Genomic DNA, 22,977 nt, shown 5'->3' on the forward strand with positions numbered 1-22,977 from the left:
CTAAATATTGGTATGGCTACCTCAACCCCGCCGGCCCGCAATACCCCTGCGTGGATGCGGAAGTGACCGACTTTGTAACCTGCCGCCAGGCCGACGGTTCGGCCTGCCCGCCGGAAGACTTTGCCGGCTGCTGCGACGCAGACGCGGGCACGTGCATCAGTTTGCGCGGCTGGTGGAGCACTCGCTTTGACGCCCAGTTCATCCTTTACAATCCGGCCGACCTGGCCCAGGTAGCCGCCGGAACGTTGAACGCCTGGGAACCCCAACCCTACGCTGCAATAGACATTGACGAGCATCTCTACCTTGATCCTCCCGTGTGGGACCTGCCCGACCTGGGTGCGGGCGACCAGCGCCGCTACCGCATTGGCGACGTGGCCTATGACCGGGACAACGGCTTGCTCTACGTGCTGGAACTGTTTGGCGATGAGGCCAAGCCGGTTGTTCACATTTGGCAGGTAGAATAAAAAATGGTTACCACTCACGGCCAACCTTAATGGCCCTGTCATTAACGACGAATGACGAAGGACAAACGACGAAACTCGGTCGTTCGTCCTTCGTCGTTGGTCTGAAATTTTAAAATGTGATTTGACCTGAGTAGCGACCCCCAAAACCCCCAGGCGCTGCCGTTAACCTTTACCTTCCACCCGTTATGGGCTACAATAAACCATATAGGTTTTACGCAAAATGTTGATTGAGCTTGTCGAAATCAACATTTCCTAAATAAAATGTGGAGGATAAATTTGAGCATCTTGGATCATTTTCGTCTCGATAACCGCGTGGCCCTCGTTACCGGCGGCAATCAAGGCCTGGGCCGGGCGATGGCCACCGCCCTGGCCGAGGCCGGAGCCAGGGTAGCCATCACCAGCCGCAACCGGCAGCGGGCCCAAACGGCTGCGGCAGAAGTGCAGTCGGCCACCGGCCAACCATGCCAGGGCTATGCCTGCGACGTGGTCAATCCAGAACAAGTAACCACGTTGGTGAACCAGGTGCTGGCCGATTTTGGCCAGATTGACATTTTGATCAATAACGCCGGGATCAATATCCGGGGATCCATTGAGGCATTGTCGTTAGAGGATTTTCGGCAAGTGCAGGATACCAACGTTACCGGCGTGTGGTTGATGTGCCAGGCAGTGGCGCCGTATCTAAAAGCGCAGAAATACGGGCGGGTCATCAACCTTGGCTCTATCATGTCGCTCGTGGCCCTGCCGCAGCGCACTTCGTATGCGGCCAGCAAAGGAGCCGTGCTCCAATTGACCCGCGCCCTGGCTGTGGAATGGGCGCCTTACGGCATTACCGTCAACGCTATGCTGCCCGGCCCCTTTGCCACCGAGATGAATCGCAGTCTGTTAAACGACCCCGAACAGTACCAGGCCTTTGCCGCCAAAATCCCCCTGGGACGGTGGGGCGAGTTGGCTGAAATTGGCGGGCTGGCGGTATTTCTGGCCAGCGATGCCGCCAGTTTTATCACCGGGGCGGGTATTCCCATTGACGGCGGCTGGACAGCGATTTAGGAGTTGGTTAAAACCGGCCAACTTTTTCTAGTACAAATGTCCAATACCCTATTAATAGAATGTCGTTTACTATATAAGGAAAAGTTATTGTGGCCCGCAATCCAGCTTTACCCTGATATTTAAGATGCGCCATAACTACTCAGCCTCCATGTCATTCCGCGCGATAGCGAGGGATTTTCTTGATTTGGCGGTTAAGAGGGTGTCAGTTTGGCAAAAAGTTATTTTCTCGTCGCTAAAGATAAATTTTTCACACAACCGGGTCATTATTGGTCCGGTTATTTGTTTAGGGCCTTATATTTTCTCATTTCTGATTTCTCACCCATGAAACTTATCTACTTGAGGCAAAGCTTCGTTAGACCCTACAAGGATATTCAGGATTATGATCACGCCAACCAAAGCGTTGATTGTAGATGATGAAGAAGTAATCCGGGATTTCTGTGAAATCACGCTTCAACACGAAGGCTTTACCGTCCACACGGCCCCCAACGGCCAGGTTGCGCTGGAAGCGCTGGCTAACGAACCATACGATTTAATTCTGCTTGATATTAGCATGCCGGTGATGAATGGATTGACCGTGCTGGAACACATCGCCAGCGATTACAACCACGTCAGCGCCATTATGATGACGGGTTACGCCACCCTGGAGTCGGCGGTACTGGCCCAAGATTTAGGCGCCGAGGGCTTTATCTTAAAACCCTTTGACAACAGAAAATTGGTGAGAGTGATCAACCAGGTGCTAGAACGCCGCCGCTTGCGCCAGGATTACGCCCGGCTCCAGGCCCACTTGCCCCTGATCGCCCTCAGCCATCGCCTGGTTACAGAACAAAGCCTGGAATCGTTGGCCGAAGCTGCCCTGAAAATTGCCTGCGCCGAAACCGGGGCCGTGGCCGCGGCGCTCTGGCTATTGCCCGCGCCTGCCGCTTTTCTACGACGGCCGGAAGATTGGCCGGATACCGCGCCGGCCCCCCTGGCTCATATCGGCCAGTCTCTTTTGCTGCCTGACCTCAAGGCCTGGCCCGACCCGACCAGGACAGCCTGGTTGGCCCTTAACGAGCAAAACAAGGCCGTGTCGGACATCACCCAGGCCAGCCTATTGCACCTGCTGCTGCAAACAGAGGGCCAACAAGTGGGGGTGATGAGCCTGGCCAGCCCGGCCCGCCACCTGACCACCAACGATCTGGATTTCCTGACGGTGATGAGTAACTATCTGGCTGTGGGCCTGGAAAATCGCTACCTGTACGAAGCCATTGATCTGGCCCGCCAGGAGTGGAAAACAATTTTTAATACCTTCAATGACGGCCTGGTGGCCCACCGGGCCGGTGACGGCCTCATTACCCGGGCCAACCAGGCTATGGCTACCTGGTTAAACACCACCGTGGAAGCGCTCATCCACCGGCCCATCACCCACATTCCCATTGACGAGCAGGGCCATACTCTTGGTGATTTGCCGCTGCCCGGCAGTGAGGAAGAGCCGGGCAATGGTCCGGGCTGGCAGGCCACGGAGTTCGCTTCACCGCCCTGGGCGCCGGGCAAATCCTTTCGGGTGAGAACGTTTCCCCTCTACAAAACCGGCCCTGGCGGCGAGCCGGAACAGGAATTGATCGAGATGATCCACGTGCTAGAGGATGTCACCCTGGCTAACAAAATGCAAACGCAACTGCTGCAAACCGAAAAACTGTCGGCCCTGGGCCGTCTGCTGGCCTCGCTGGCCCACGAAATCAACAATCCCCTGCAAGCCCTGCGCAGCGGCCTGCGCCTGCTGGCCCGCCCCAACCTGGACGACGAAAAACGGCAGCGTTACGTGGCCACCCTGGATAAAGAAGTGGAACGTCTCATTGATACCACTCTGCAAACCCTTGAATTTGCTCGCCCCGGCCGGGTGGGCAAAAAATCTACCAACCTCAATCAATTGCTCAGAGAAACGTTAATTCTGGTGAGCAAACAACTCCAACGCCAGCAAATTGAAACGGCCCTGGCTTTAGGTTCAGATTTACCCCCCCTGCTGGTCGTCCCCGACCAGATCAAACAGGTTTTTCTTAACCTGATTTTGAACGCCATTGATGCCATGCCCGACGGCGGACGCTTGAGTTTGACCACCCGCCATCTTCCAGCCGACAACCTGGCGGCGGCGACTCTGGCCGACACGGGGCGGGGCATATCGCCCGAAATTCTCAATAGAATTTACGAGCCATTCTTCTCCACCAAAGAAGCCGGCACCGGCCTGGGACTTTCCATCAGCTACAGTATTGTGGAAGCGCACGGCGGGCGCATTGAGGTGGAAAGCAAGCCCGGCGCCGGCAGCACTTTTACGGTTTATTTGCCGGTTAAGGATAACGCTTAACCCTGGAAATTGACCATGGAATTGCCTGAAGCAAACAACATTCTCATTGTAGACGACGAAGACAGCCTGCGCTTCTTTTTATCTGAAGAACTAACGGGGCATGGCTACCGGGTTTACACTGCCGCCGATGGCCGGGAGGCCCTGGCCTTTCTGGAAAACACTGCGGTTGACGTGGCCGTGATTGACCTGCAAATGCCCGGCCTCAACGGTTTGGAGTTGATGAGCGCCATGCAAGCGTTGCCGGACTCCCCAGAACTGATTATGCTCACCGCCCACGCCACCCTGGAAATCTCCATTAAGGCCATGCGGCGCGGGTGCAGCGACTTTTTATTGAAACCGTGTGATGTTGACGAACTGTTGGGCAGCGTGAGCCAGGCCATGGCCCGCCGCCGCCAAAAATTGCGGCAAAAAATGGCGGCGCGCCTATTGGCCGATAGTTTGGGCCTGGATACCTCGTCGCCAGTGAGTCGAACAGAGCGTTATACTGCGCCTACGCCAACCGCCGCCACGCTGGCGGTTGGCGGCCTGATTTTGGACATGGAAGCCATGACCGCAACTAAAGAAGGCCAGCTCCTCTCGCTCACGCCAACCGAGTTTCGCCTGCTGGTAACGCTGATGAAACGGCCCAACCATCCCCACACGTTCCAGGAACTGGCCGAAGTGACGCACGGCCAACAGGTTGACCGGGCTGAGGCGCGTGACTTGCTCAAAAGCCACATCGGGCGTTTGCGCCAAAAACTGGGCCAGGCCGCCGACGGCCAGGCCTACATTGCCAACGTGCGGGGGGTAGGCTACAAATTTGAGGGAGGATAAGGTTCAAAACCGGGTGCATTTTGGGTCAGATTCGGGTCACACATCAACCATAAAATTTGTTATAGTAGAAATTAGAATTAGCGACTGTCCTGTGTAACCAGAAAAAGGAAAGAAAAAATGAAAAAGCGCATTCTAATTGTTGATGATGAACCCAACCTGGCTTTTCTACTGGCTGAAAATTTGCTTGATCTGGGGCCTGACTATGAAATCGAGGTCTGCAATTCAAGCGCAGATGCGCTGGCGCTGAATAAAACCAAGCCCTTTGACCTGGTGATCACCGATTTGATGATGCCCGAAATCAACGGCCTGACCCTGACCAAGTATTTGATCCAACAAAAACCCGAAATAAAACTCATTTTGATCACGGCTTATGGGAATGAAGACGTTGCCCTGAAAGCCAAAAATTTAGGCATCAGCAGTTATATTACCAAACCGTTTGCCATGGAAGACATGCTTACCGCCGTGCAAACCGCTCTGGAACCAAACGTTGTGAGCCATGCGTATTAGGAATTTGGTCGGATCGGGACAGTCGCTTGATTTTTTTGTTTAGTTGGCGTATCTTTAAATTAACCGTGTTTACATAAGAGAGGACAACATCGGCCTGATGAGTCAAAAAACAATTGCCTCTCCTGAAAAAACGGGGCCTGAGCTTGATCTGCCGGCCTTGCTCACTTTTAAGGTGGCCGAGCAGGTGTATGGGTTACCCGTAACCAACGTGGCGCGTATCATTGAAATGGTCACTATTACCCGTTTGCCCGATGTTCCGGCAACCATTCAGGGTATCATCAATCTCCAGGGTAAAGCCGTGCCGGTGATGGATTTGCGCCAGCGTTTTGGCTTGCCGCCAAAACCCTATGGTTTGCACACGCCCATCATCCTCACCGACATAGACGGCACCGGCCGGATGTTGGGCCTGGTGGTAGATATGGTGGAGGATGTGCTCGACGTTTCGCCCGAACATGTAGAAATAACCGAAACAATCGTGCCCACCGAACTGGCCGGCCAGATGACGGCCCAGGCCGGTCACCTGGCCGGAGTGGCCAAAGTCAACCGGCAAATGATCCTTATCCTCAACATGCGGGCCTTGTTGAATCCCTCGGAACAACTCAAATTATCGCATGTATTGGGCAGTGAGGGCCGGACGAATGGTGAAGACGGCAGGAAAAGCTAGATGAAAGTAGAAAACCCCGAAGCCAACCAGCATATTGGCGCAGGACTAACCCAAAACCAAAATTCTTCTCAGGGCCAGGAGTTCAAACTTGGCTATGGGGATTATTTGCGTTTTCGGGACCTGGTGCTGGAACGAACCGGCCTGCACTTTCACGAAAAGAAGCGAGTTGATTTAGAAACAGGTTTGCTTAAATCATTGGCCGAGTCGCCGTTGGCGGCCAATGGCAATCACAACCTGGATCGCTATTACAACCTGCTGTGCGACCGGGAAAACCCCACCGGCGAGGCCGAAATGAGCCGCCTCATTAACATTCTGACCATCGGCGAAACCCATTTCTTCCGCGACGAAGCCCAATTTAAGGCCCTGGCCGAGCACGTGCTACCGGCCCTGATTGCGCGCAAGCGGGCCGCAGCGGCGGCGGTGGGGCCTGATATTCAGCCCCAGTTGAGAGTGTGGAGCGTAGGCTGCGCTACCGGCGAAGAGCCTTACTCTCTGGCCATTTTGCTCAAAGAGCTTGTGCCGGATATTGATAAGTGGTACATTCTCATCCTGGCCACGGACATTAATCAAACCGCCCTGCAACGCGCTCAAAAAGCCATTTATTCCGACTGGTCATTCCGAGAAAATCGGGCCAAAGCCCTGCGGCCGCGCTACTTCACCCGCTATTTGGGCGCAAATACCGGGGCAGACAATGCGGTGTCTGCCCACCCCAGCCGGGATCGGTATCGCCTGCGCGATGATATCCGGCAGATGGTTACTTTTGCCTCGCTCAATCTCATTGAAGATGAATACCCGGCCATCCACAACAACACCGTGAGCATGGACCTGATTGTGTGTCGCAACGTCACCATCTACTTTACCGAAGATACCACTCGCTATCTGGTGCGGAAATTTCACGAAGCGCTGCTGGATGGCGGCTGGCTGGTGGTAGGCCACGCCGAACCATCCCTCACCATTTACCGGGCTTTTCAAACCCATATTCTATCCGGCACCGTGCTTTACCAAAAAACCGGCTGGACCCATTTACCCCATCAAAAACCCAAATCATCGAAACCGCCGGTTAGTTTGACTGAAGGTATTGACTTTCAATCGCCACCTTCTGCGCCGCCGGAAACCGAACCCAGGCGGGATACGCCAGCTCCGTCTGCGCCGCCTTCGTCCAACGTGGATCCTTACCAGGTGGCCGGGGTGCTTTTGAACAAAGGGCAAACGCAAGAGGCCATTGACGAACTGCACCGCAAACTGGCCAGCAACCCCTACTTTGTCCCGGCCCACAGCATGCTGGGTCGGGCTTACGCCAATCTGGGTGGTTGGGACAAGGCCCGTTTTTGGTGCCAAAGCGCCTTAAAACTGAATAGCCTACAGCCCGAAGCCTACTACGTGCTGGGCCTGATTTATGAACACGAAAATCGGGTGGAAGCAGCCATAGAGATGTTCAAAAAGGCCATTTACCTTGACCGCGAAGCGCCGCTGCTGCACTTTCACCTGGCCCTGCTTTATAAAAAAGCCGGGCAGGCCAGAAAAGCCAAAAGAGCTTGCCTGAATACCATCAGCGTGCTCAAAAGGTGGCCCCCCGCCAGCATTGTGCCCGATTCGGGCGGCGCTACAACCAAACACCTGTTGGACGCTGCCCAACGAGTACTGGGCGAATTGGAGACTGTCAATTAGTTCTTTAAGGAAAAAATAATGCCCACTCAAAAGTCAAACAACAATCGCCAGCAACCCATCAACCTGAATTTATTTGAAGCCCCGGCAGAGGAAACCCTGGACCCGGCCGCGCTGGCCGAAATATGGGCTCGTCGCGCCTATGAACTGGCCCAGGAGCCGCCGGCCCCGGCTGTGGGCAAAACCCTGGACCTGCTCATTTTCTTTCTGGGCAAGGAGCGGTACGGCATTCCGGTAACCAACGTGCGGGAAATCTATCCCCGGGAACAACTCACCCCTGTCCCGCGCACGCCCAATTTTGTGGCCGGTGTTTTTAGCGCCAGGGGCCGAATTTTATCTGTGATAGATTTACGCGCCTTTTTTGACCTGCCCCTTCCCGCCAATCCCGCTAAAAAGGGAAACAAGGGGGAAAACAGCCAGGCTAAAATTGTTGTGGCGGCCGATACCGATCTCAGCTCATTCAACGCCCCCCGTTCCGGCCAAATGTTAGAAGTAGGTATTTTGGCCGACGAAGTGGCCGATGTGATGACCATTTTTAAGGAAGATATCCAGCCCCCGCTCACCACCCATACCGGGGTTCGGGCGGAATACATGCAAGGCATTACCGCCGACCTGCTCGTTGTGCTCAACCTTGACACCTTGCTCCACGATAAGCGATTGATTGTACAGGAGGAATTATTATGAAAGTCCTAAAACGCACAAATTGGACCATTCGCCACAAAGTGTTGGCCATTGCCATCATCTTGAGTATCCTGGCCGTTGTGGCCGGGGCCATCATCGGTCTTTTGACCATGAATATGATGACTTTACGGATAGACCCTATTAGCAGCAGCATCGCCCTGGCCGTGGTTATTATGGTGGGCCTGGTGTTGGTCAACCAACTCCAAAAAGCCATCACTATTCAAGATGCGCAAATGGCCGAACAAACCAAACAACTGGAAGTGGTCATTGACCTGAGCCAGCGCTTCTCGGGTATTTTAGACCTGAACACCCTGATGAAAGAAGTGGTGACCATTACCAAAGAAACCTTCAATTATTACCACATCCACATCTATTTGGTGGACGAAGCGCGCGAAAACCTGTACGTGGCCGAAGGTTATGGCCGGGCCGGGGAAGAGCTAAAAAGCAAGGGGCACAAATTTTCAATTAACGCGCCCCAAAGCCTAGTGGCCCGCGCGGCCCGCGAGCGACAAATTATTAACGTGGGCAATGTAAAAGAAGACCCCAGTTGGGCGCCCAATCCCGTGCTGCCCGATACTTGCGCCGAAATGGCCGTCCCCGTGGTGTTGGGCGACGAAGTGGTTGGCGTGCTGGACGTGCAAAGCTCAAAAATAAACGGCTTAACCCCCGACGATGAAAAAACCATCCAAATTTTGGCCAACCAGGTGGCCATTGCCGTGCATAATACGCGCCTTTTTGCCCAAATGCAGGAGGCGCGGCAATATCTGGAACACACGGTTGACGACTACCTGGCCTTTGTGGAATTGGTCGCCGAGGGCGACCTGTCCACCCGCCTCTCGTTGAACGGCCACGAGGAAGGAGACGCCCTGCTCACCCTGGGCCAAAACCTGAACAATATGGTGGAGCGCCTGGAAGTGATGACCCGCCAGATCCGCGAGGCTACGGCCAACATCACCCGCGCCGCCGCCGAGATTTTATCTTCCACCACCCAGCAGGCTTCCGCCGCCAACGAGCAATCATCGGCCATCTCCCAAACCTCAACCACCATTGACGAGGTAAAAACCATTGTTGAACAAGCCTTTACCAAGGCCCGGGCCGTGGCCGAACAGGCCCAACGCACCCGCGACGTTTCCCAAACCGGCCAGCAGGCCATCACCGAGACGGTGGGCAGTATGAACCAGATCAAAGAAAAGGTGGAAGGCATTGCCGAAAATATCCTGGCCTTGAGCGAACAAACGCAACAAATCGGCGAAATCACGGCCACGGTCAACGACATTGCTTCTCAAAGCAACTTACTGGCCCTCAACGCCTCGGTTGAGGCGGCCCGCGCCGGCGAGCATGGCAAAGGTTTTGCCGTGGTGGCCGTTGAGGTGCGCAACCTGGCCGAGCAGTCCAAACAGGCTACAGCCCAGGTAAAGGCGATCCTCAACGAAATCCAACGGGCCACCAACGCCGCCGTGATGGCCACCGAAGAAGGCACCAAGGGCGTAGATACCGGCGTAAACCTCACCGGCCAGGCCGGGGAGACCATCAAACAATTGGCGGCCAACATTGCCGAGAGCGCCAATGCCGCCCAGCAGATTGTGGCCAGCGCCCAACAACAAACAACAGGCATGGAGCAAATCGCCCTGGCCATTGAGAATATCAATCAGGCCACCGTGCAAAACCTGGCCTCTATTCGCCAGGCCGAAAAAAGCGCCCAGGATTTATCCGACGTGGCCCAGCAACTGGAAACTTTGGTCGCCAGATATAAACTCAACTGAGAAGATCAGGTTCCTTTGATTGGAAACGGCACAGACCTATGGGACTCAGTGAAAAAATCCGCCAACAATTAATTGAGAGCTTCAAAATTGAGCAGGGTGAGCACATTGAAAAGATCACCCAGGGCTTACTGACCCTGGAAAAAGACCCTGCCTCTGAAAAACGACAGGCTTTGTTGGAAGAAATCTTCCGGGAGGCGCACAGCCTCAAAGGCGCAGCGCGAGCGGTAGGGATGACGACTATCGAGAGCCTGGGCCATGCCCTGGAAGACCTGCTCTTGGGCGTTAAAGAGGGGCAGTTGGACCTGTCGCCGGAATTGCTTGACCTGCTGTATCAAACCCTGGACGCCGTTGAATTGGTGATGCAGCGGATTGAAGCCGGCGACTCGACCCCGCCCGCGGCCGTTTTGGCCCTGTTGGCGCGTTTGGAAGAAGCCAAAACAAACCTTGAACAGGGGATAACGCCGGACGGCGCCAAAACAAAACTGCCCAAAAGTAAAGCCGAACCGCCGCAAAACGACAAGGTCCGAAAAGAGGTTAGCCAGGCCCCAAAACGTTCTCCCCAGAAAGAAAAGCCCGAACCACAGGAGCGCGAAGAAACAATTGAAACTCCGGCTCCGGCTGCTCAACCTCCCCCCGTCGGGCCGCAAGTTGACGAAACCATCCGGGTTTCGGTGAGCAAGTTGGATGCTTTGATGGCTCAATTCAGCGAGCTACTGGGCGCTAAAATTCGGGCCGAGCAGCGGTTGGCCGAGGTGCGCGATCTCCAGATGCTGGCCGCCGAATGGCATAAGGATTGGATGGCTTTACGCAGCCATTACAACCGGCTCATCCGCAACGGTCACCAGGATAAGGGCAAAGACGTGGCAGCCCTCACCCACTTTGCCACCTATAATCAGGAGCAACTGCGCGCACTGAACACCCGCTCCAACTCCCTCTATCGCCAATTGTCTAACGACACCATGCGATTGTCGTTGATTATCAATGAACTGCAAGAGGAGATCAAACGGGTGCGGATGCTGCCCCTCTCCACCATCACCACCACCTTTGGCCGCATGGTGCGCGATGTGGCCCGCGAGCAAAACAAACAGGTGCACCTGACCATTGAGGGCGGCGAAACCGAACTGGACAAGCGGGTCTTGGAGCAAATCAAAGACCCGCTCATCCACCTGCTGCGCAACGCTGTTGACCACGGCCTTGAACCGCCCGTTGAGCGCGAAAAGTCCGGCAAACCGGACCGGGGCAATATCTTCCTCTCGGCCAGCCAGCAGGGAAACCGCATTATCATCACGGTAAAGGATGATGGGCGGGGCCTGGACCTGGAAGCTATTCGCGCCTCGGCCATCCGCAAGGGCCTGCTCAGAATGGGCGAAGCCGACAAACTCAGCGATACCGAAGTGGCCCATCTTATCTTTAGCTCCGGCCTGTCCACCAGCAGAATTATTACCGACATCTCCGGCCGGGGCGTGGGCATGGACGTGGTGCGCCGCAACGTGGAAGAGCTGCACGGCACCCTGGAAGTGGAGTTTGAACCCAAGCAGGGCACTACCTTTACCATGACCCTGCCCTTAACCCTGGCCAGCTCACGCGGCCTGCTGGTTCGCGCCGGAGAGCAAACTTTTGCCCTGCCGCTGACCAGCGTAGAGCGGATGTTGCAAATAAAACCCGAAGCCGTGGCCAGCGTGGAGGGCAAAGAAGCCATCACCTACCTGGGCCAGCCGATTGCCGTGGCCTGGCTGGCCGACCTGTTGGAGTTACCCCCTGACTCCAGGGACGCCCGGCAACTGACTGTGGTGATTGTGGCCGTTGCCGAAAAGCGGTTGGGGCTGATTGTTGACGACCTGGTGGGCGAACAGGAAGTGGTGATCAAAAATTTAGGCCGGCAACTGGCCAAAGTGGGCGGTTTGGCCGGAGCCACCCTGCTTGGCTCCGGCGAAGTGATCCTGGTGCTGCACGTGGCCGACCTGATTAAACTGGCCGCCCGCGCCCGCGCCCGCCCGGTAGTGACCACGGACGCCGAGCAAAAAGAAACCGACCAGCGTAAAACCATCCTGGTGGTAGACGATTCAATCACCACCCGCACCCTGGAGAAAAACATCCTGGAAGCGGTTGGTTACGAGGTCAAACTGGCGACCGATGGCAAAGAAGCCCTGGGCGTGCTGGCTACCGACGGCCTGCCCCACCTGATTGTGTCTGATATTAATATGCCCCGGCTGGACGGTTTTGAGTTGACCAGCCGGATCAAAAACGATACCCGTTACGCCGATATTCCCGTGATCCTGGTCACTTCTCTGGACTCGCCGGCCGACAAAGCGCGGGGCATTGAAGTGGGCGCGGATGCCTATATTGTCAAAAGCAGTTTTGACCAGGGCAATTTGTTAGACACCATTGAGCAATTGGTGTAGGGCTGGATTAAGACCTTTAGGGTTTTAATGTCTGGACTACCTTGAAAGGAAACAAATGGAAACCCAAAATACCCCCATCCGGGTGCTGATTGTGGAAGACTCGCTGGTGGCGCGTGAGTTGCTGGTTTCCATATTGCAAAACGCGCCCGGTTTTCAGGTAATTGGCACCGCCCAGAACGGCATTGAAGCCGTGCGCCTGACCAAACGGCTCCAGCCGGATGTTATTGCCATGGACGTGTACATGCCGGAGATGGACGGCCTGGAAGCCACCCGCCAAATCATGGCCGAAACGCCGCGCCCCATTGTGATGGTCAGCGCCAGTTTTAACAAAAATGAAAACAAACTTTCATTTGACGCTTTGCAGGCCGGGGCGCTGACCATTTTGGAAAAACCAAGCATAGACGACCCCCCCGAAATGCACGAGTTGTTGATCAATCAACTCAGGTTGATGGCGGAGGTTAAAGTGGTGCGGCGCTGGGGCCGGTCACGCCCCACTTCTCTGTTGACCCGTCCCCCCGGCGCGCGCCAAAACGGAAAATCAAAAATTCATCTATTGACCATTGCCTCTTCCACCGGCGGGCCGGGGGTGCTGGCTAAAATCCTGGGCAACCTGCCGGCCGATTTTCCGGTTCCTATTTTGATTGTCCAGCACATTATGGCCGGTTTTTCTGAAGGTTTGGCCGCCTGGCTTAACCAACTGGCCCCCGCCGAGGTGCGTTTGGCTCAACAGGGCGACCAGCCGAAACCCGGCCAGGCGCTCATTGCCCCGGATAACCGGCACATGCTGGTCAACGAAAAGGGCCTGATTTTGCTCAGCCAGGCGGCGCCGCAAAACGGCTTGCGCCCGGCGGCCAATTTTCTGTTCAACTCGGCCGCCCAGGTGTACGGCGGCGGCGCTATAGGCGTTGTTTTAACCGGAATGGGTAACGACGGCGCCGAAGGTTTGCTGGCCTTGCGCCGGGCGGGAGCGCATACCATTGCCCAAGATGAAGCCTCGTGCGTAGTGTTTGGAATGCCGGCTGTAGCCATTGAACTTGGCGCGGCAGAACAAGTTTTGCCCGCCGATAAAATTGCTGCCGCGCTAATGGCATTGGTATAGGAGAAAATTATGGATACAACCCAAATTCACGCCCCCTTTGGCGTTACCGGCCAACTGAGTTCGGCCAATAATTATGCCGCCATCATCGAAAGGATGATTGCCAAAATTGGCCAGGAAACCGACCGCAAAAAGGTGTTGGCGGCTATTTTGCCTTACGCCCTGGCCATTAGCCAGGTGGAGTTGGGCGCTTTGTTGATTGCCAGCGACGACCCGGACAATCTGAGCGCGGTAGCCCGGCGCGGCATGCCGGATGAGGTGGTCAGGCAGTTGACCGTTGGCGATTTGGGACGGTTATTGTTGATGGGCCGGAAATTGTGGGTTAAACCCCGCCCCATGCAGCTAAACGCCCAGCAGGCGCTTTTGGGCCGGCACAAATTGGCCTATCTCTTTGGCGTGCCGTTTCGTTTTGACGGGCAGGTTTTAGGAGCCATTGTGGTGGGCAGCCACAAAGCAGACGCCAAAATGATTGACCGCGAACAGCAGCAGTGGTTGTCAATGTTGGCCCAGTTAACGGCCCTGTTTTTAGACAACGTGCGGTTACGGACCACCAACACTTATCTGGTCTATCGCCAGGAACAGGGCCAAAACGGAGAAACGCCGCTTCCACCTCCTCCTGAAGCAACCACCCCGCAGCAACCGATGGACGTTGAAGAATTGGAACAACTGCTGGCGGCCGTGATGTCGGCGGAAGAGGAAGTGGCCAACCAAAACGTGGACCTGGGCTTGTTGAACGCTTTATCTAACGAACTGGGCAGCACCCTTCACCTGGACGCTATTCTTGACGCCGTTCTTAAACGAACTTTGAGCATCCTTAACGCCGAAACCGGCTGGTGTTATCTTCTTGACGAGCAAAACGACTTTCTCACTTTGCGCGGGCACCAGGGTCTTTCGGAGCAATACGTGAACGGCATGCAGCACCTTTCGCCGGGCGACGGGGTGGAGGGCATGGCTTTTACCCGCAGCGAACCTATTTTGCGAGACGGCATGCTCTTTCATAGCGGCAAGGCGCGCGTTCTGGTGCAAGAAGAAGGGCTGCGCACTGTGGCGGCCGTGCCGTTGAGAACAGACAATAAAACTTACGGAGTTTTGGCGGTGGCCAACCGGCACGATTGGGTTTGGTCGTCGCGGGATAAACGCATGCTGGTTTCTATTGGCCGGCAGGTGGCCCACGCCGTAGCCAACTCACAAATGTACAGCGAAGTTCAGGAAAAAGCCCAAAATTGGGAATCCAGCTACAGCGCCTTACAACAGGCCAACCTTGAACTGACCCGGCGGGCCGAAGCCCTGGAGCGACAAATCCAGGAGTTGCACCAGGCCGAACAGCAGATTTGGGTGGCCCTGGCCGCTTCGCAAAGAGCCGCGCACCACTCCCCAGAAGCGCAGGCCGATGAAGAATTAATGGCTACCCTTAAAAGAATACTGGCCGCGATGAGCAAACAAAAACAGGAGAAACAGCAAATGCTCTCTCGAGTAGCCTGACCCGGCAAAAGCTCCCATCGCTAAACGCTTAGACACCCTTTAGGAGTAACAACTATGGACGCAGAAAGAAGAATTTACATCAACAACGATTTGGATATCGTTGTAGTGCGCATGCAAGCCCGCGAGATGGCCAAACAAATGGGCTTTGGCACCGCCGACCAGGCCCGTATTTCGCTGGCGGCTTCAGAATTGGCCCGCGTGCTCTCCTGGAATACCAGTGAAGCCGGCGAAATTGTCATGTCCGATGCCAGCCAAAACGGGCAGCACGGCCTCCAGGTGGCCTGTCTGGTCAACCTGGCCCATGTTTCGCTGGGCGACGAAACTCAAGGCGAGGCCGGATCTAACCGCAGCATTGCCGGCGCATGCCAACTGGTGGACGAAAGCATTGTTGAAGAACAAGATAACAACCGGGCCAGAGTCACCTTGATAAAATGGTTGAAATGAAAGGATTACATCATGGCTAACACAAACGACCGACATCCCTCGATTCTCATTGTAGAAGATAGCGCCCCCCAGGCGCTTAAACTTAAACTGGCTTTGGAAAGCAACGGCTGTCAGGTTCATTGGGCCGAGACCGGTTTGGGGGGCTTAGATGTGGCCCAACAACAACACTTTGACCTGGTGGTGCTGGATATAGAGCTGCCTGACATCAACGGCTTTGAAGTATGCCAAAAACTCAAGGCCGATCCCAACCTGGCCGACATTCCGGTGGTCATGCTGACCACGCGCGACCACGCTCAAGATGTGCTGAACGGCCTGGAAGTAGGCGCGGTAGACTACATCCCCAAAGATGCCTTTGCCGAGGCCGTGTTAATTGAAACGATCAAACAAATGAATGTAGGTTAAATGGCCCATTGCCTAAAAAGGCTAACGGCTATACTTTGGAGTTACATATGGAAGCGCCAAACTCCCCTCGTCCTAAAGGAACAGTGTACGTGGTTGAAGATTGGCCGATGAATTTAGAGGCCACCCGCACCGAGCTAAAAAAAGCGCAGCAACGCCTGGAGCGATATCAGGCCGCTTTGCGTTTAGCCGATGTTGAGATCAAGCGACGTAACCGGAGTATCATTGCCCTGACCACTTTTGCTTACCAGGCTATCCACACCGCCAACCCGGCCCACCTGCTTAAACTGGCCCTGGTCCAGGCCCTGGAAACCGCCAGCGCCCCGGTAGGCGCGGTTCTGCTCATTGACGCCGAATCCAAAGAGTTAACCTTGGGGGTGCATAAAGGCTTAACGCCCACCTTAATCCGTATCCTCACCGGCCAGGAGCTGCACCAGGGCGCCACTGCCCTTATGCCCCACCTGGTAGCCGGGGCAGGGGCCTTACTGGAATATGATACCTCTGATGACGAAACCGAACGATTGCTTCTGAAGGCCAGCCACCTGACCAGCCTGGTCAGCCTGTCACTACAAGTTGGCCCGCGCTTGATTGGGGCGCTGCTGGTTGGTTTGCAAGGTAAAAAACACTTTACCCCCGCCGAACTCTGCTTCTTAATGGCTATGAGTCAGGAAACGGCGGTAGCCATGGAAAGTTTGCGCTTGCGCGAGGGGTTATGGCTTACGGCTGAAGCTTTGTTAGGGGATGCCGGCAAAGTTGAACTGCAAGAGGTAGAGCAAACCGACTTGAAGGTGGAAGTGCCTACTCCCCTAGGCCTGCCCGACATCACCTCCACCCTCCCCCAGCCGGCCGACGACGACCTGGAACAACTGCTGGCGGCGATGATGGAAGCTGAAGACGAGGTGCAGCAACAAAATGCCGACCTTCAGACTCTCAATAATATCTCTGAAATGATCAACCGCACCCTTGATTTAAAGCAAATTTTGCAATGTACGGTTGACCAAACCCTGACTACACTCAAAACCGACGCCGCCTGGCTTTATCTGCTTGATGAAAGAAATCAATTGGAAATGCAAGCCCATACCGGACTTTCTATAGAATATGTGCGGGGCATGCAATGCTTGAAACTGGACGCAGGCATAGAAGGACGGGTGGCCCAGGCCAACAAAGCGCAATTTGTTGAATCGGTAGCCAAAGATGTTCACGGTCATAAAATATGGGTAGACAAAGAAGGATTACAAGCCCTGGCTGCCGTGCCTATTACCCGGCCCGGGTCTGAAGTTGGAGATCAAAAAAAACAGGCCGGCGCAAACGTAGTGGGCGTATTGGCGGTGGGCAAACGCGCCGATAAATATGCGTGGAGTCCGCGCGAGGTGCGTATGTTAACCTCATTGGCCAACCAGGTTGCTCCGGCCATAGACAATGCCCGTTTATATGCCCGGGTGCAAGAAGGCGAAACCGGCCTGAAAGCGGGCAACGAAATATTGCAAGAAATCAACGACATGCTGCTGGAAAAAAACGCCAACCTGGAAGGATTTATCTCAAATGATCTGACCCCAGCCCTGACCATGGCCTCGCAAATTCTGCAAACGCTTTGGGCAAAATCGGCCGGCTTTACCGACGGCCAAAAGAAAGAAATAACCACCCTGCAAAAAATCATTACCCGCCTTAATGAATTGGCCAGGGAAACAAGCATCATCAGCGAAACCCTGAATACGGAATTTGATCGAGTGCTTGACTCCGAAGAGAAAAAAAGCAACTACGGCGGCGCTGTCAGGCCGCTTAGACTGGAGAAAACACACGACCTAAAACCGGCAATTATATCTATGGGCAATGACCAAACCAAACCGGAATTAAGCTCACCCCCCAAAAATAATGACCTTTCTGCAAAACCTATGAGCTTTGAAGACGCTATGGCCGCCGGCTTAGTTCCAGATAATATCATCAACAGAGAAACAAAAAAGTAAAATTGTCTTCAAAAAGTTCAAATTTAGGGCCTTGATTCAAACCAAATTCAAACCTTAGTGTGGTATAATTAAAAAGTGGCAAGCAAATATTCCAGATCATAATGATTTTGGGCCAATGATATAGAAGTGCACTATGACCTCAGTATTGATTATTGACGACGACAAGCTATTATGTGATGCCTTTCAACTTATGTTAAACAAAGCTGGCTTTGAGGTAGAAATAGCCTACGATGGCCGCGAAGGTTTGCGGAAAGCCTACTCCTTTAATCCAGACGTTATCTTACTGGATATTATGTTGCCCACCCTGGACGGCTGGCAGATATGTGAACGTTTGCGAGAAATGTCCGAAGTGCCCATTATTATGCTCACCGCCCTCGACACTCAGGAAGGGGTGGTGAAGGGTTTGGACCTGGGCGCCGATGACTATATTGTTAAGCCGGTTACGGCTGACGAGTTGGCCGCCCGGATTCGGGCTGTGCTCCGGCGTATCTCGCGGTCACCGCAACCGGATGATAATGGCGGCGGCGGTCACCGGGGCATTTTTACCCAGGGTGACTTGACCATTGATTTTGAGAGATACGAAGTGACGGTTGACGATGAACGGGTTGACCTGACGCCAACCGAATTTCGCCTGCTGTCTGTGTTGGCCCGGCACAAGGGCCGCGTGTTGCCTCACCAATTTCTGTTGGCCGAAGTATGGGGGCCAGAATACTCGGAGGATATAGACTCTTTACGGCTATACGTCAGTTACCTGCGCCGTAAGCTGGAAAAGGATAAATCAAAACCAAGCCTGATCCAAAACGAGTGGGGGATTGGCTATCGTTTTGGTTAAAACCCTTTGGCCAGCCGCAGTAAGCAAAACCGGCAAATAATCACCCCAAAAGCGTTCAACCTGCTCAAGCATTGAACGCTTTTTAATTTCTAACTTTTTTCTAAGAATATTCACACACCTTTATCATTAAATATTGTTAAAATTTTTTAAATAAGATTCTTTCAGGGACCATGGTTTTGATTCTCAATTTCAACTATTGATTACTACGCTTACCCTATTATACTTTAACAGAGGCATTTGTGGCTGGCCAGAGCATCCTTGTCATTGAACCTGATTTAACATTATCCAAAACCATTTCAGAGCAAATATTGCTTCCGCATGGATTCAAACCACTTCTGGCTCAAAACCAGGCAGAGGGCCTGAGAATAGCGCTTACCGAAGCGCCTCGCCTCCTCTTACTACACCTTCCGGTAACCGCCTCAATTAACCTGTTACGCGATCTGGCGCTTGTAGCCAATCATCCTTTCCCGGTAATTTTAATAACAGATCAAGCCCTCCCCCAATTGGCAGTTGAGCTGCTCCGATTAGGAGTTAGAGATTGCCTGACCTGCCCTTTGGCCGCCGAAGAAGTATTGCCGGCCATCCACCGCGCGTTAGGCCAGGAACAAGCTGAAACTGACCGGGAACGTTTTTCCCTGTTGATGTCGGTAGTTGATGAGGCTGTCTGGATGCTAGATCCAAACTTAAAAGTAATTGCGCAAAATAAGGCCGCCGGTGAGATATTTGGCTGGCCGCCGGCAGAAGCAATTGGCAAATCAATTTGCGAATTATTGTTCCTGCACAATCATACCACCCATAAATTATGTCAACTCTTGAACCAGGCCATAGAAAAGCAGCAACCTCTCTTTGACCCAAAGGTGTTGTTGAAAACAAAGGAGAATCGCTCCATTCTTGTGCGCAGCGCCGTTACCCCTTTGCTGCAAAACAGCCGGGTTATAGGCATTCTCTGTGTTCTGCAAAGAACGCCCAATGATCAATATGTCAGGTTAGAATTTGCCAACATGGCCGCCCACCTGTTACGCAATCCGCTCAGTTTCATTCAAACTTGCATTGACCTGCTCATGAGTTCAGACTTGGACCCCCAGAAACAGCAAACAACCCTGAAGAGTATGTGGGAACGAAGCCAGTGGCTGACAAAATTTACCGATGAACTGCTCAACATGTTACGCCTGGAGGCCGGAGAGGTACGAATTTATGTGGAGTCGGTGGCCATAACGCCTCTGATTGAACAAATTTTACTTCTGGTTCAAGATGAAGAAAATTTACGTCATCAATTTAACCTGGTTGCCGCCGACAATCTGCCCCTGGTTGCCGCCGACCCCACCAAAACAGAGCTGATTTTATTTAACTTGTTAACCAATGCCGTTAACCGCTGCCCGGCCGGAGGTCAGGTGGCAATTGAAGCAGAAGCAAACCAATCCGAAGTGATCATTTCTATTATAGATAATGGCGAACCGATCCCCCCCAAATTATTGGACAGGATTTTTGGGCAATTCTATCCTGTTGACGATGAAAACGGCAAAATGCCGTCTACTTATGAACTTGGACTTTATACCACCAAACGATTGGTTGAATTGCAAAATGGCCGTATTTGGGCCACCAGCCAGCCCGGACAGGGGTCACGCTTTTGCTTTTCCTTACCTTTTTGGGAGCAAGCATCATGATAAAAATTCTGGTTATTGATGATGACACAACCATGCTTCAACTGCTCAGTCTTTCCCTGGAAAATGAGGGGTATTACGTTTTCACTGCCGAGAGTGGGCAAAGAGGCATAGAGTTGGCCCGACAACAATTTCCAGATTTGGTTATCCTGGATTTGATGATGCCGGTGATGGATGGTTTTGAAACCTGCCGCCGGCTACGCGAATTGGATATTCACTCTATTTTGGTGACCAGCCACCGCCATGATGAACGCAGCGTAGTGAGAGCTTTGGAAATGGGCGCAGATGATTATTTGCGCCAACCCGTTAAAATACCAATCTTGCTGGCCAAAATTCGCACCTTGCTGCGGCGCAATAACCAGCGCACGGCCAATGAGGCCTTCCTGTATGACGACGGCCAATTGCTAATTGATTTAGAGGAGCGACGGGTGGAGCTGCGCGGAGAACCTATTCCGTTGACCCCCACCGAGTTTCGCTTGCTGGCCATTTTGCTGCGTAAAGTGGGCCGGGTGGTAACGCACGAAGAGTTAATCCAGGAGGTCTGGGGCACCCAAAAAAACGTCAGCCTGGGTTCGCTTAAACTTTACATCCACTATCTCCGCCAAAAACTTGAGGACCACCCCCGAAAACCCCGTTATCTGCTGGCCGAATGGGGCATTGGGTATCGCCTGCATGAACCCCGGCCAAACCGGCAGGCCATCTCAACGCCTCAACCGGCCTAAAAAACTTGGCGCGGCAAAGCCGCAAACCAGAAACTAGAGTTCGCCGGGCTTTTGACGATGCCAGGCGGTGGCCTGCTCATATTGATAGGCCGTCCGCAAAATGGCGCTTTCGCCCAAAGCCGGCCCAATAATTTGCAACCCCACCGGCATGCCATCCCAAAAACCACACGGCACCGAAATGCCACAAAGCCCAACCAGGTTCAACGTAACCGTATAAACGTCGCTCAAGTACATCTGCAACGGATTATCCACCTTTGACCCAATTTCAAAAGCAACGCCAGGCGCCACCGGCGAAACCATCACGTCAACCGTTTCAAACGCCTGCTCAAAATCTCGCCGGAGCAGGGTGCGGACCTGCTGCGCTTTCAAATAATAGGCGTCGTAATAACCCGCCGAGAGGGCGTAAGTGCCCAGCATAATGCGCCGTTTGACCTCCGGCCCAAAGCCAACCTGCCGGGTTTGGCGAAAAGTTTCCCACATATCGCCGCCGTCCCGGCGCAAACCGTAACGCACCCCATCATAACGGGAAAGATTGGCCGACGCTTCCGCTGTAGAAATGATATAATAAACCGGAATGCCATAGGCGGTGTTGGGTAACGACACGTCAATAATCTCTGCTCCCAACCCGGCCAGTTGCTCGATAGCCGCCCGGATGATGGTTTCCACCCCGGCCTCAAGCCCGCCCACAAAATACTCTTTGGGCACACCAATTCTGAGGCCCTTCAGGTTATCGCCCTGTTTCATTTCCGCTACGTAATCCGGGGTGGGGGCATTGATTGAAGTGGAATCGCGGAAATCGTAGCCGGCCAGGCCGGTAAGCAACATAGCTGCGTCTTCCACATCTTTGGCCAGCGGCCCAATCTGGTCCAGCGAGGAGCCGTGGGCAATAAGGCCATACCGGCTGACCCGGCCGTATGTGGGTTTCAGTCCCACCACTCCGCAAAAAGAAGCCGGTTGGCGAATACTGCCGCCGGTATCGGTGCCCAGCGCCCCCAGGGTTTCGGCGGCGGCTACGGCGGCGGCGCTGCCGCCACTGCTGCCGCCCGGCACGCGGCTCAAGTTCCAGGGATTGTTGGTGGGGTGAAAGGCTGAGTATTCGGTGGAAGAACCCATCGTAAATTCGTCGGTATTGGTTTTGCCCACAAACACGGCCCCGGCCTGGCGCAGTTTGATCACGGCTGTTGCGTCAAAAGGGGGCACGTAATTTTTTAACATGGCCGAGCCGGCCGTGGTGGGCACGCCCTGGGTAATAATGGCGTCTTTAACGGCCAGGGGTATCCCCAGCAGCGGGTTATCCTCACCCGCAGCGCGGCGTTCATCGGCAAAACGAGCCATTTGTAAGGCCAGGTCTTGCTGCACGCTGATGTAAGCTTGCACCTTTTTTTCAACCACCGCAATCCGCTCTAATACGCTTTCGGTCAATTCAACCGACGTGATCTCGCCCTGGCGCAGTTTATCTTGCGCGGCATGGATGGTTAGAGAGTAAAGTTCCAAGGTGTCCTCCAATGGAACAAGTCTGTGAGCGTTAATCCAGCACAGCCCGCACTCTAAAACTGGCTTCATCTGCATCAGGAGCGTTGGCCAAAGCTTCCTCGGTAGGCAGGGAGAGCCTGACCTCGTCAGGTCGCATGACGTTTTTTAAAGGGATGGCGCTGGCTGTAGGGGGGATGCCGGTGGTGTCAACTTGCTGTAACATTTCAGCATAATCTAAAATAGCCGAAAGTTGTTCTTGAAACATTTTCTTTTCTGCGTCGGTCAGGGTGAGTTTGGCCAGTTCGGCAATCGTTTCCACTTCGGTCAGGCTTAGTTTTGCCACCGGGTATGCCTCCAGTTCAAATTCAAATTTTATACTCAACAGCGGCTATTATAACCGATGATAACCCCAGACCCAAATTAGGGCTTGGTTATCAAGGTGATTTTTTAACGCAGGGAGCAGCACAAATTGACATATAATGTCAATAGTGTTATAGTGCAAGGCCAAGTTAGATGTGTCCTCGCCACGATTCTTGGTTCTTTATTTACACTGTCCC

20 protein-coding genes are annotated in these 22,977 nt (G+C 53.9%); 18 read left to right on the forward strand and 2 right to left on the reverse strand.

From position 1 onward, the window contains the following. The 18 genes from JW953_13000 to JW953_13085 all read left to right on the forward strand — a co-directional run. Positions 1-464: hypothetical protein (locus JW953_13000; GenBank protein ID MBN1993611.1), on the forward strand; the 464-nt coding region annotated here is incomplete at its 5' end. 261 nt (positions 465-725) lie between these two features. After that, complete coding sequence (locus tag JW953_13005) at positions 726-1,511, forward strand: SDR family oxidoreductase (protein MBN1993612.1); 786 nt, start codon at positions 726-728, stop codon at positions 1,509-1,511. A gap of 379 nt (positions 1,512-1,890) precedes the next feature. Continuing rightward, entirely contained in the window at positions 1,891-3,852 is a 1,962-nt protein-coding gene (locus JW953_13010) for a response regulator (protein ID MBN1993613.1), read from the forward strand. Between the two features lie 15 nt (positions 3,853-3,867). Continuing rightward, positions 3,868-4,665, forward strand: coding sequence for a response regulator transcription factor (locus JW953_13015; GenBank protein MBN1993614.1), 798 nt, complete (start codon positions 3,868-3,870; stop codon positions 4,663-4,665). 117 nt (positions 4,666-4,782) lie between these two features. After that, a complete protein-coding gene (locus JW953_13020; GenBank protein ID MBN1993615.1) occupies positions 4,783-5,172 on the forward strand; it encodes a response regulator in 390 nt (129 codons plus the stop codon). Between the two features lie 97 nt (positions 5,173-5,269). After that, complete coding sequence (locus JW953_13025; protein ID MBN1993616.1) at positions 5,270-5,836, forward strand: chemotaxis protein CheW; 567 nt, start codon at positions 5,270-5,272, stop codon at positions 5,834-5,836. Continuing rightward, complete coding sequence (locus JW953_13030; GenBank protein ID MBN1993617.1) at positions 5,837-7,504, forward strand: hypothetical protein; 1,668 nt, start codon at positions 5,837-5,839, stop codon at positions 7,502-7,504. 18 nt (positions 7,505-7,522) lie between these two features. After that, complete coding sequence (locus JW953_13035; GenBank protein ID MBN1993618.1) at positions 7,523-8,185, forward strand: purine-binding chemotaxis protein CheW; 663 nt, start codon at positions 7,523-7,525, stop codon at positions 8,183-8,185. Continuing rightward, on the forward strand, positions 8,182-9,945 hold the full coding sequence (locus JW953_13040) for a GAF domain-containing protein (GenBank protein ID MBN1993619.1): 1,764 nt from the start codon (positions 8,182-8,184) through the stop codon (positions 9,943-9,945). Before JW953_13035 ends, JW953_13040 begins: the two co-directional genes overlap by 4 nt. A 38-nt stretch (positions 9,946-9,983) precedes the next feature. After that, positions 9,984-12,347 carry a hybrid sensor histidine kinase/response regulator gene (locus JW953_13045; protein MBN1993620.1) on the forward strand — a complete coding sequence of 788 codons (2,364 nt, stop codon included), beginning with the start codon at positions 9,984-9,986 and terminating at the stop codon, positions 12,345-12,347. A gap of 55 nt (positions 12,348-12,402) precedes the next feature. Next, positions 12,403-13,446, forward strand: a complete 1,044-nt coding sequence (cheB, locus tag JW953_13050) for a chemotaxis-specific protein-glutamate methyltransferase CheB (protein ID MBN1993621.1) — start codon at positions 12,403-12,405, stop codon at positions 13,444-13,446. A gap of 9 nt (positions 13,447-13,455) precedes the next feature. Next, a complete protein-coding gene (locus JW953_13055) occupies positions 13,456-14,925 on the forward strand; it encodes a GAF domain-containing protein (GenBank protein MBN1993622.1) in 1,470 nt (489 codons plus the stop codon). 54 nt (positions 14,926-14,979) lie between these two features. After that, complete coding sequence (locus JW953_13060; protein MBN1993623.1) at positions 14,980-15,369, forward strand: hypothetical protein; 390 nt, start codon at positions 14,980-14,982, stop codon at positions 15,367-15,369. A gap of 12 nt (positions 15,370-15,381) precedes the next feature. After that, on the forward strand, positions 15,382-15,771 hold the full coding sequence (locus tag JW953_13065; protein MBN1993624.1) for a response regulator: 390 nt from the start codon (positions 15,382-15,384) through the stop codon (positions 15,769-15,771). A gap of 47 nt (positions 15,772-15,818) precedes the next feature. After that, positions 15,819-17,732: a GAF domain-containing protein gene (locus JW953_13070; protein MBN1993625.1), complete on the forward strand. Its 1,914-nt coding sequence runs from the start codon at positions 15,819-15,821 to the stop codon at positions 17,730-17,732. 133 nt (positions 17,733-17,865) lie between these two features. Then, positions 17,866-18,564: a response regulator transcription factor gene (locus tag JW953_13075; GenBank protein MBN1993626.1), complete on the forward strand. Its 699-nt coding sequence runs from the start codon at positions 17,866-17,868 to the stop codon at positions 18,562-18,564. 239 nt (positions 18,565-18,803) lie between these two features. Then, a complete protein-coding gene (locus tag JW953_13080; GenBank protein ID MBN1993627.1) occupies positions 18,804-20,228 on the forward strand; it encodes a PAS domain-containing protein in 1,425 nt (474 codons plus the stop codon). Beyond that, entirely contained in the window at positions 20,225-20,947 is a 723-nt protein-coding gene (locus JW953_13085) for a response regulator transcription factor (GenBank protein ID MBN1993628.1), read from the forward strand. Before JW953_13080 ends, JW953_13085 begins: the two co-directional genes overlap by 4 nt. Positions 20,948-20,980: 33 nt before the next feature. Here JW953_13085 and gatA read toward each other — a convergent pair whose 3' ends face one another. Next, the gene (gene gatA / locus JW953_13090) at positions 20,981-22,510 is read right to left on the reverse strand and encodes an Asp-tRNA(Asn)/Glu-tRNA(Gln) amidotransferase subunit GatA (GenBank protein MBN1993629.1); all 1,530 of its coding nucleotides are present in this window, start codon (positions 22,508-22,510) and stop codon (positions 20,981-20,983) included. Then, positions 22,473-22,763 (reverse strand): Asp-tRNA(Asn)/Glu-tRNA(Gln) amidotransferase subunit GatC, encoded by a 291-nt coding sequence (gatC, locus tag JW953_13095; GenBank protein MBN1993630.1) that lies wholly within the window; start codon positions 22,761-22,763, stop codon positions 22,473-22,475. Before gatC ends, gatA begins: the two co-directional genes overlap by 38 nt. Positions 22,764-22,977 lie beyond the last annotated feature (214 nt).

It is taken from the genome of Anaerolineae bacterium, assembly GCA_016931895.1.
In the GTDB taxonomy this organism is placed as follows: domain Bacteria; phylum Chloroflexota; class Anaerolineae; order 4572-78; family J111; genus JAFGNV01.